The organism is Flavobacterium sp. (assembly GCF_044361065.1).
In the GTDB taxonomy this organism is placed as follows: Bacteria; Bacteroidota; Bacteroidia; order Flavobacteriales; family Flavobacteriaceae; genus Flavobacterium.
The window spans coordinates 1-9,097 of record NZ_JBIKJI010000083.1 but is presented as its reverse complement, the minus strand read 5'-3'; the positions used below and the strand labels follow the sequence as shown (position 1 = coordinate 9,097).

The following is a 9,097-nucleotide window of genomic DNA, read 5'->3' as shown; positions in this document are numbered from 1 at the left end:
AGATACAGGCGTACAAACCTCATTAATGATGAAAACAGCTGACGGATTGTATATGAACATTCACGAAGCGGCTTTGATTAATTATTCGTGTATGCATTTGAATTTAGACGATAAGAATTTCGTGTTTCAATCGCACTTAACGCCAGATGCAAAAGGAAATAAAGGACATATTCAAGCCCCAAGTGTTTCGCCTTGGCGAACCATTATCGTTAGCAATGATGCCAGAGAAGTTTTAGCATCAAGAATGACATTAAACTTAAACGAACCTTGTAAAATTGAAAATACTACTTGGATTAAACCTGTAAAATATGTTGGGGTTTGGTGGGAAATGATTACAGGGAAAAGTTCTTGGGCGTATACAGATGATTTGCCTTCTATTCAACTTGGCGTAACAGATTATTCTAAAGTAAAACAAAGTGTCAAACACGCGGCAAATACCAAACACGTAAAAGAATATATCGATTTTGCAGCATTACATGGTTTTGATGCTGTTTTGGTCGAAGGTTGGAACGAAGGTTGGGAAGATTGGTTTGGTCATGAAAAAGATTATGTTTTTGATTTTATTTCGGCGTATCCAGATTTTGATGTAAAAGGAATTCACGAATATGCAAAATCTAAAGGAATTAAAATGATTATGCATCACGAAACGTCTGGCGCTACAAGAAATTACGAACGCCATTTAGATGTAGCGTATCAATTTATGAAAGACAATGGATACAACGCTGTAAAAAGTGGTTATGTTGGAAATATTTTGCCTTTAGGTGAGCACCATTATAGTCAATCTATCTTAAATCATTACCAATATTGTATTGAAAAAGCGGTAGATTATGAAATTATGGTGAACGCACACGAAGCCGTTCGTCCAACAGGAATTTGCAGAACATATCCAAACTTAATTGGAAACGAATCCGCTCGCGGAACGGAATTTCAAGCGTTTGGTGGTTCAAAAGCCAATCATACTACTGTTTTACCATTTACAAGATTAATGGGTGGTCCAATGGATTACACACCCGGAATTTTTGAAATGGATATTGCAAAACTAAATCCAGGAAATAATTCACATGTAAATACCACTTTAGCGAATCAATTGGGATTGTATGTGGTCATGTATAGTCCACTGCAAATGGCAGCCGATTTACCAGAAAATTATAACCGATTTTTAGACGCTTTTCAATTTATTAAAGATGTTCCAGTGGAATGGGCAACTTCAAAGTACGTAGAAGCAGAACCAGGTTATTACATCACAACGGCTCGTAAAGATAAAAATTCAAACAATTGGTTCGTTGGAAACGTGAACGGATTAAAGGCAAGAACTTCAACTATTTCTTTAGACTTTTTAGAAAAAGGTAAAAAATATGAAGCTACAATTTATGCCGATGCTGCCGATGCGCATTATAAAACAAATCCGCAAGCGTATAAAATCACAAAACAAAAAGTAACATACAAATCAAAACTGCAACTGTCTACTGCTCCAGGTGGCGGTTACGGAATTAGTATTGTTGAGGTTAAATAAAAGATAATACACAACGCTTGTCAAACTGAACTTGTTTCAGTTTCTCATTAAATTAACTTAGATCCTGAAACGAATTCAGGATGACAAAAAGTAAGCTATGAAAAAATTAATTTTATTATTCTTAATTACAATTTCAGTAAGTGTTTCGGCACAAATTGATAAAGTAGAACCGCCTTTTTGGTATGAGAACATGACAAACAATCAGGTTCAAATTATGTTTTATGGTAAAAACATCGCTCAAAATGCCGTAACGGTTTCAAACGGAGTTGTTATTACTCAAGTTCAAAAAACAGAGAATCCAAATTACGTTTTTGTAACGATTGATTTGAAAAATGTAACGGCGCAAGAGTTGATATTTACTTTTAAAAACGGTAAAAAATCATTCAATCAATCGTATTCGATTAAAAAAAGAAAGGAAAATTCGCGTAATCGTAAAAGTTTTGACTCGTCGGATATGATGTATTTAATTATGCCTGACCGATTTGCCAATGGAAACGAAAAAAATGATTCGGATTCTAATTTACAAGAAAAAGCCAACAGAAGTCTGCCTGGCGGAAGACATGGTGGAGACATTCAAGGTATCATAAATAATTTAGATTATTTGCAGTCGCTTGGTGTCACAGCACTTTGGAGCACACCTTTGTGTGAAGATAACGACAAAGGCTATTCGTATCACACGTATGGGCAATCAGATGTGTATAAAATTGATGCCCGTTATGGAACAAATGAAGACTATGTGCGCCTTTCTTCAGAAATGAAAAAGAGAAATATGAAGTTAGTGAAAGATTATGTAACGAATCATTGGGGTGCAGAACATTGGATGTTTAAAGATATGCCAACGTACGAGTGGTTTCATCAATTCCCAGGGTACAAACAAAGTAATTATCGCATGACCACACAATACGATACAAATGCTTCTGCCATAGATGCCAAGCTTTGTATGGATGGCTGGTTTGTGCCAAGTATGCCCGATTTGAATCAATCGAATCCATTAGTATTAAATTATCTAACTCAAAATGCGATTTGGTGGATTGAATATGCCGATTTAGATGGATTTAGAGTAGATACATATTCATATAACGATAAAGCAGGAATTGCAAAATGGACAAAAGCCATTACCGACGAATACCCTTATTTTAATATCGTTGGAGAAGTTTGGATGCACGATCAAGCACAAATTTCGTATTGGCAAAAAGACAGTCCAATTGCTAAAATTCAAAGCTATAATTCCTATTTACCAAGTGTAATGGATTTTACCATGCACGATGTTTTTGGAAATGTTTTTAACGAAGACAATACAAATTGGAACGACGGAATGTTTAAATTTTATGAAAATTTCGTAAATGATTTTCTATACGACAACCCAAATAATTTATTAATTTTTGCAGAAAATCACGACACCAACCGTTTCAATTATATTTATAAAAACGATTTAAATAAATATAAAATGGCCATGACTATTTTAGCTACGATGCGAGGTATTCCTCAATTGTATTACGGTTCGGAAATTGGTATGGCGGGCGATAAAGGCAAAGGTGATGCAGACATCCGTCAGGATTTCCCCGGTGGTTGGGCTTCAGATAAAAACAATGCTTTTACAGCTTCAGGAAGAACAGCTGAACAAGCAAAATATTTTGATTTTACCGCTAAAGTTTTCAATTGGAGAAAATCGAAATCTGTAATTCATAACGGAAAATTAATGCATTATCTTCCAGATAATAACGTGTATGTGTATTTTCGTTACAACGATACCGAAAGTGTAATGGTTGTGGTAAATAATAGCAAAGACAAACAAACTTTAAAATTAGATCGATTCAAAGAAAGTTTGGCTCCGTATTCAAGTGGAAAAGACATTATTTCGGATGCAAATTTCGATTTAAAATCTGAACTTTCAATTGATGGAAAATCGAGCTTAATTTTAGAATTAAAAAAATAAGTTTCAAATGAGATTTTGGTTTTTAATAGCGTTTAGTTGTATGTGTTTTTCACAAGAGAATATAAAAATCAGTGATTTGCAAAACAATAACGATTTTGCAGGACAAATAAAACGTATTGAAAACTTTCCATCAAAATATGTAGCTTCCAGAACAGTTGATATTTGGTTGCCAATAAATTATTCAGAAACTAAAAAGTACCAAGTGTTATATATGCACGATGGACAAATGCTTTTTGATGCGAAAACCACGTGGAACAAACAAGAATGGGGTGTAGATGAAAAAATTGATTCATTAGCCCAAAAAAAAGCCATTAAAGAAGTTATTGTGGTTGCTGTTTGGAACATTCCAACCATTCGACATTTAAATTATTTTCCACAGAAAGCAATTGATTTTTTAAGCGATTCGGATAAAAAATTCGTGATAGATGAAGCTAAAAAAATCAATTTAGATTTGACACAAATTTCATCGGATAATTATTTAAAGTTTTTAGTTTCCGAAGTAAAACCATATATTGATTCTCATTTTTCAGTGTATACCGATAAAGAAAATACCGCCATTATGGGCTCCAGTATGGGCGGATTAATTTCTATGTATGCCCTTTGCGAATATCCAGATGTTTTCGGGAAAGCTGCTTGTTTATCGACACATTGGATTGGTCTAAAAAACATTGAAAACAATCCTATTCCAAATGCGTTTTTCAAGTATTTAAAGACTAAATTACCCAATCCAAAAACGCATAAAATTTATTTTGATTTCGGTACAAAAACCTTAGATGCAGAATATGTAAGGTATGAAAAAGACGTCAATGACATATTAAAAGCTAAAGGATTTGATGCATCAAATTCTAAAAATTTAAAATTTGAAAACGCCGATCATACTGAAAAATCTTGGAACACACGTTTAGAAATACCTTTACAATTTTTATTTAATTAGTTATGAAAAAATTAATAGTATTGGCATTAGTTGCCTTAAGTTTTACAAATAGTTACGCCCAAAAAGCAACTGATTTAACAAGTGATAAATTAGAAAATGCCGTAATTTATGAAGTGAATATTCGTCAATATTCACCTGAAGGGTCGTTTAATGCCTTTACAAAAGACATTCCGAATTTGAAACAATTAGGTGTAAAAGTCATTTGGATTATGCCGATTTTTCCTATTTCGCAAACGAAAAGAAAAGCAACTGGTGGCGATAACAGTAAATTTGCTTCAGAAATGCCAGCTGCTGAGCAACATAAATATTTAGGTAGTTACTATGCGGTTTCTGATTTTAAGAAAGTAAATCCAGAATTTGGCACGATGGAAGATTTCAGAAAATTGGTAAGTACTGCACATCAAAGCGGTATGTATGTGATTTTAGATTGGGTGCCAAATCACACAGGTTGGGATCACGTTTGGATTAAAGAACATCCAGAATATTACACAAAAAATGAAAAAGGGGAAATTATCGATCCAATCAATCCAGAAACAGGAAAAACTTGGGGTTGGACAGATGTTGCCGATTTAAATTACGACAATCAAAACCTTCGTGCAGCAATGACTGCTGACATGAAATATTGGCTTCAAAAAGAAGGTATTGATGGTTTTAGATGCGATGTAGCTGGAAATGTTCCTACTGATTTTTGGCAAAAAACCATTCCAGAATTACGTGCTGTAAAAAATATCTTTATGTTAGCAGAAGCTTGGGAACCAGAATTATTGAAAGATAGTTTGTTTGACATGGCATACGGATGGGAAGCTCACCACACGATGAATAGAATTGCTCAAGGCAAAAATACAGTTGAAAATTGGGATAAATTAATTATTGACGATGCAAAAAAATATGCTTCAGATGATATTTTAATGAATTTTGTTGACAATCATGATGAAAATTCTTGGAACGGAACCATTCAATCTCGATTAGGTGCTGCTGAAGAAGCCATAACAGCTTTAACGTATGTTATGCCAGGAATGCCATTAGTATATAGTGGTAATGAATATGGTTTAAAACACAGCTTGAAGTTTTTCGAGAAAGATTCAATTCCAAAAACAAAAGGAAAAGATTGGGAATTAAGAGCAAAATTAGGCCAATTAAAAAATGAAAATTTAGCTTTAAATGGCGGGAAAAATCCAGCTTCATATAAGCGTATTAAAACAAATGACGACACAAAAATTTTAGCTTTTGAACGTAAAAAAGAAGGTAAAAGAATCATTTATATTGCCAATTTATCGAATCAAACTATTGAAACAAAAATTCAATTAAAAGGCGACTTTACTGATTATATGTTGGATTATAAAATACAATTTAGATCTGATTCACCAATTGGACTAAAAGCTTGGCAATATTTAATTTTAACGAATTAAAATAATTCTAAAGTATACACTCCAATCCACTAATATTAATACTTCATTTTGGAATAGGTAAAATTTTTATATAACAAACTTAATTTCAAGACAATAACCAAAATTTTTTATTATATTTGTGTAGTGTTTTAAATGGTTTGTATTTTATAAACTATAGAGTTTAAACTCTTGGTCTATGAAAATACAGTAATTAAAAATAAAACTATGAAAATATCATTGTTATCTTTACTGTTAATTGTGTCAATCAAATTATCGGCTCAATACAATCCAGATGCACCATGGATGCAAGCTCTTGGTGAAAAAAACGGAACAGCGACTCTGGCAGAAATGAAAGCCAGTTTTGACGAATATTGGCTTACTCACGACCCAAATATTAAAGGAAGTGGACACAAACCTTTTATGCGTTGGTACACAAACATAGAAAATCAAATAAAAGAAGACGGAACGCTAGAAAATTATGATGATTTAATGTTGGCTTTCAATCAGAAAAAGCAACAACGAAATGCTCAAACTGTTGCCGTTATAAGTAATTGGACGCCAATACACGGAACACAATCATATATCAATACTGGTTCGTGGTCATCAGGGCAAGGTAGAGTAAGTTGCATTACTGTCGACCCATCAAATCCAAATATTATTTATGTTGGTATGCCAGCTGGTGGCATTTGGAAATCTATAGATGGCGGTACAATCTTCGTACCATTATCTGATGATTTGCCGCAAATTGGAGTGAATTCTATTGCTGTTGATTATAACAATCCAAATATTATATTTATCGCAACTGGAGATAGGGACGGAGGTAATACATCAAGTGAAGGGATTTGGAAATCCATAAATGGAGGATTAACTTGGACTTTAACAGGCTTAACAAAAGCTTTAACAGGAAGCGCATGTCCAGAAATTTATATACATCCAACCAATTCAAACATATTATGGTGCGCTACCAATAATGGTGTTTTTAGAACCACAGATGCAGGATCAAATTGGACAAAAACTCTAAATGTAAGCGGAACCCGAGATTTAAAGATAGTACCTAACGACCCTACAACAATATACGCTACCACAGCCACACTGTTTTTCAAATCAATTGATTCTGGAGCTAATTTTACTCAAGTTGGGGTTGGGTTGCCCGCAACAGCTGGTAGAATGGCAATTGCCGTAACTGCCGCCGATGTAAATATTGTTTATGCATTAAGTGTAACTTCGAGTAATATTCTTCAAGGAATATACAAATCAACAGATCAAGGAGCAACTTTTACAGCCGTTAACACAACACAAACTCAAATTGCTAGTACACAAGCTTGGTATGATATGGCAATAACTGCTTCGCCAACTAATGCCAACGAAATTTACACTGGTTTTTTAAACATTTGGAAATCGGTTAATGGCGGAGTTACTATGACTCAAGTTAATAGCTGGAGTGCTCCAGCATCAGCATCATATTCTCATGCCGATATTCATTTTTTAAGATATTATGGAAACAAATTATATTGTGGAAGCGATGGAGGTATTTATGTAACCACAAACGGAGGCACGAATTTTACCGATTTAACAAAATCAATGCAAATTGGTCAGCCTTATAAAATAGCTGTAGCAAAACAAACCTCAAACAAAATTATTTCTGGATTGCAAGATAATGGTGGACATGTTTTTAACGGTATCAGATGGCAAAATTTTTATGGAGCCGACGGAATGGATGTTGGAATAGACCCAAATAATTCAAACTTATCGTATGGTTTCATTCAATATGGACAATCATTTTACAGATCAACAACTGGAGGCGCATCAGGCGGTGCCGTTTGTGGTGCACCAGTACTTGAAACGGGGCCAAATGATAATGGCGGAAAATGGGTAACACCACTTGCTTTGAATAATTCAGGAGAAGTTTTTGCAGCATATAAAAATTTCTATAAATTAGTTAACAACGCCTGGGCTATTCAAAATACAACTCCAGATACTATAGGAGCTACTGATGTTGAATTAATTGCTATTGATCCATCAAACAACAATACTATTTATATTGCAAATAATTCACAATTATATAAAAGTGAAGATGAAGGCCTAACGTTTTCATTGGTTCATACAAGCGCTTCAAGTATTGTAGGATTAACGGTTCATTCAACCAACAGCGATATTGTTTATTACAATACTTCATCTCAAGTTATGAGGTCTTTAAATGGCGGCTTTACTTTTTCTGCAATAACTACATCGGGGATGCCATCAATATCTAGAACTTGTATTGCCCATCAGGATAATGCAGTCAATTCTTTATATTTAGGGACAACTTTAGGGGTTTATTATTACGATGATATAGCGGCCTCTTGGTCACCATTTGAAACGGGTTTGCCAAATGTTAAAGTAACAGATTTAGAAATCAACTATGTTGACAACAACATTACCGCAGCTACATACGGTCGTGGCGTGTGGCGTTCTCCTTTGCCAACAATTCTTGCATCCGCAGAATTTGAAAATAATAATTTTGTAATTTATCCGAATCCATCAACTGATATTTTTAATATAAAAATTGGCGACATACAACCTCAAAATATAGAAGTAATTGATATTTCAGGAAAAATATTATTTTCAAAAAAAGATTTTGACAATTCTGGTGGCGAAATTCAAATTGATTTATCCAATGTTGCAAAGGGAGTTTATTTCATAAAATTATCCGCAGACAAAAAAAGTGTAGTAAAGAAAATTGTAAAAAATTAAAACTAATTACATAAAAATTAAAAGCAACTTTAAGTTTTCAAAAGTTCGGCAACACGAATTAATGAAAAATAATTTATCAGATAATTAATTCTGTTTTTACGAACATCATTCAAATAAAGTTTCAAGCTCTAGAACCCCAAAAATGTTAACTAAGAAGCATAAACAATTATTGATTATCCAAATCAGTATTTGTATTTGAAGTAGCAATTAATCGTTGTTTTTTAAATGAATAAAAAGCAATAATCGCGCTAAATAACATTAAGATACCTCCCAAAACAAAAGGTGCTCCAGGAAAATGAACAGCTGCATTTTTATTGGTAAAATTATAAAATACATTACTCATTAATGGTGGACCAATAATAGACGTCACACTCATTAAACTAGTTAAAGTACCTTGAATTTCGCCTTGTTCATTAGCGGGAACATTTTCTGTAATTACAGATTGCAAAGCAGGACCAGAAATTCCGCCTAAACAATACGGAATTAAGAAGGCAAACATCATCCAACTTTCTGTAGCGATGGCGAATAAAAACATCCCTAAAGTATATAACACTAAACCATAAATAATGCTTTTTTCATTTCCAATTTTCGGA

6 protein-coding genes are annotated in these 9,097 nt (G+C 33.6%); 5 read left to right on the top strand and 1 reads right to left on the bottom strand.

Translation table 11 applies throughout. The features are described 5' to 3' along the window. The 5 genes from ACIQ11_RS06380 to ACIQ11_RS06360 form a co-directional block, all read left to right on the top strand. A partial coding sequence (locus ACIQ11_RS06380) for a glycoside hydrolase family 97 catalytic domain-containing protein (RefSeq protein WP_396153863.1) occupies nucleotides 1-1,513 on the top strand: 1,513 nt, incomplete at its 5' end. A 97-nt stretch (nucleotides 1,514-1,610) separates the two neighbouring features. Beyond that, nucleotides 1,611-3,449 (top strand): glycoside hydrolase family 13 protein, encoded by a 1,839-nt coding sequence (locus tag ACIQ11_RS06375; protein ID WP_396153861.1) that lies wholly within the window; start codon nucleotides 1,611-1,613, stop codon nucleotides 3,447-3,449. 7 nt (nucleotides 3,450-3,456) lie between these two features. Next, entirely contained in the window at nucleotides 3,457-4,383 is a 927-nt protein-coding gene (locus tag ACIQ11_RS06370; RefSeq protein WP_396153859.1) for an alpha/beta hydrolase, read from the top strand. A gap of 2 nt (nucleotides 4,384-4,385) precedes the next feature. After that, nucleotides 4,386-5,792 carry an alpha-amylase family glycosyl hydrolase gene (locus ACIQ11_RS06365; RefSeq protein WP_396153857.1) on the top strand — a complete coding sequence of 469 codons (1,407 nt, stop codon included), beginning with the start codon at nucleotides 4,386-4,388 and terminating at the stop codon, nucleotides 5,790-5,792. Nucleotides 5,793-5,996: 204 nt separating this feature from the next. Then, the gene (locus ACIQ11_RS06360) at nucleotides 5,997-8,504 is read left to right on the top strand and encodes a T9SS type A sorting domain-containing protein (protein ID WP_396153855.1); all 2,508 of its coding nucleotides are present in this window, start codon (nucleotides 5,997-5,999) and stop codon (nucleotides 8,502-8,504) included. A 166-nt stretch (nucleotides 8,505-8,670) separates the two neighbouring features. On the opposite strand, the gene ACIQ11_RS06355 is transcribed toward ACIQ11_RS06360, so the two are convergent. Next, the coding region (locus ACIQ11_RS06355) for an MFS transporter (protein WP_396153853.1) at nucleotides 8,671-9,097 on the bottom strand (427 nt) is incomplete at its 5' end.

Bases quoted from the DNA above. Each gene is read 5' to 3' on its own strand.
- ACIQ11_RS06375 (WP_396153861.1), top strand. From the start codon at position 1,611: ATGAAAAAATTAATTTTATTATTCTTAATTACAATTTCAGTAAGTGTT.
- ACIQ11_RS06370 (WP_396153859.1), top strand. From the start codon at position 3,457: ATGAGATTTTGGTTTTTAATAGCGTTTAGTTGTATGTGTTTTTCACAA.
- ACIQ11_RS06365 (WP_396153857.1), top strand. From the start codon at position 4,386: ATGAAAAAATTAATAGTATTGGCATTAGTTGCCTTAAGTTTTACAAAT.
- ACIQ11_RS06360 (WP_396153855.1), top strand. From the start codon at position 5,997: ATGAAAATATCATTGTTATCTTTACTGTTAATTGTGTCAATCAAATTA.